The sequence below is a fragment of the Pseudomonas sp. NFACC39-1 genome, from assembly GCF_900110355.1.
GTDB lineage: Bacteria > Pseudomonadota > Gammaproteobacteria > Pseudomonadales > Pseudomonadaceae > Aquipseudomonas > Aquipseudomonas tehranensis.
This window is the reverse complement of record NZ_FODL01000034.1, coordinates 1-1724: the sequence shown is the minus strand read 5'-3', so window position 1 is coordinate 1724 and position 1724 is coordinate 1. Positions and strand designations below refer to the sequence as shown.

1 protein-coding gene is annotated in these 1724 nt (G+C 60.3%); it reads left to right on the top strand.

Annotated elements, in window-relative coordinates; genetic code table 11:
- On the top strand, positions 1-1724 hold a 1724-nt coding region (locus tag BMY45_RS27185), incomplete at both ends, for an immunoglobulin-like domain-containing protein (RefSeq protein WP_371913978.1).

Sequence of the window (1724 nt, the reverse complement as noted above, 5' to 3'; positions counted from 1 at the left end):
ACCGGCACCGTCAACGTCGACACCCCGGCCAACGACGTCTACAACAACGGCAGCACCGTCAGCACCACCATTACCGGCGCAACCGGTGGCAACTTTGAAAACCTGGTGCCAAGCACCACGCCTGCTGTGACGACGATTACCGATTCGGTGGACAGCACCGGTTTGAGCCTGTCGGCGTCCACCCAAGTGGCCGAAGGCGGTTCGATTGTATACACCGCGACATTGACCAATGCCGCCGGCACTCCAGTCACCGTGACCCTGAGCAACGGCGCCGTTATCAACATCGCTGCTGGGCAAACCACTGGCACGGTGACAGTTGATGCGCCAACTGACGACGTCTACAAAGACGCCGGCAAGGTTGAAGTCAGCATCGACAACGCCACCGGCGGTAACTTCGAGAACCTCGTCCCGAGCACCACGCCAGCGGTGACTGATGTCACCGATACCATCGATACATCGACTGTCAGCCTGACCGCGACCTCCTCCGTGGCTGAAGGCGGCACCGTGGTTTACACCGCCTCGGTCAACGCACCAGTCACCGGCGCCCCGCTGGTGATCACCCTGTCGAACGGTCAAAGCATCACCATCCCGGTTGGCTCCAGCTCCGGTTCGGTGAACTTCGTTACCCAGAACGACGCCCTCGCTGGCGGCGATTCGCTGAGCGTCAAGATTGACGATGCTCAGGGCGGTAACTACGAAAAACTCGACATCGATGCCACTCCGGCGGACACCACTGTCACTGACGTGCAGGACACGACTGGCCTGAGCCTGAGCGCTACCGATTCGGTTGCCGAAGGCGGTTCCATCGTTTACACCGCAACCCTGACTAATGCCGCCGGCACTCCAGTAACCGTGACATTGAGCAACGGCGCGGTGATCAACATCGCTGCCGGGCAAACCACCGGCACTGTGACTGTCGATGCACCGACCGACGACGTCTACAAAGACGCCGGCAAGGTTGAAGTCAGCATCGATAACGCCACCGGCGGCAACTTCGAGAATTTGGTACCAAGCACCATTCCGGCAGTGACTGATGTCACCGACACCATCGACACCAGCACGGTTTCGCTCACCGCGACCGCGAATGTGGCTGAAGGCGGCACCGTGGTTTACACCGCCTCGGTCAACGCACCAGTCACCGGTGCTCCGTTGGTCATCACCCTGTCGAACGGTCAAAGCATCACCATCCCCGTCGGCTCCAGCAGCGGTTCGGTCAACTTCGTTACCCAGAACGACGCCCTCGCCGGCGGCGACAACCTGAGCGTGAAGATCGACGATGCCCAGGGCGGTAACTACGAAAAACTCGACATCGATGCCACTCCGGCGGACACCACCGTTACGGATACCCAAGACACTACCGGTCTCACTTTGAGTGCGACCGAGACCGTTGCTGAAGGCGGTTCGATCGTTTACACCGCGACATTGACCAACGCAGCCGGCACTCCAGTCACCGTGACATTGAGCAACGGCGCCGTAATCAACATCGCTGCCGGGCAAACCACCGGCACGGTGACTGTCGACGCACCGACCGACGACGTCTACAAAGACGCCGGCAAGGTTGAGGTCAGCATTGATACCGTCACCGGCGGTAACTTCGAGAACCTCGTCCCGAGCACCACGCCAGCGGTAACTGATGTCACCGACACCATCGACACGTCGACTGTCAGCCTGACCGCAACATCCTCCGTTGCGGAAGGCGGCACTGTTGTTTACACCGCGTCGGT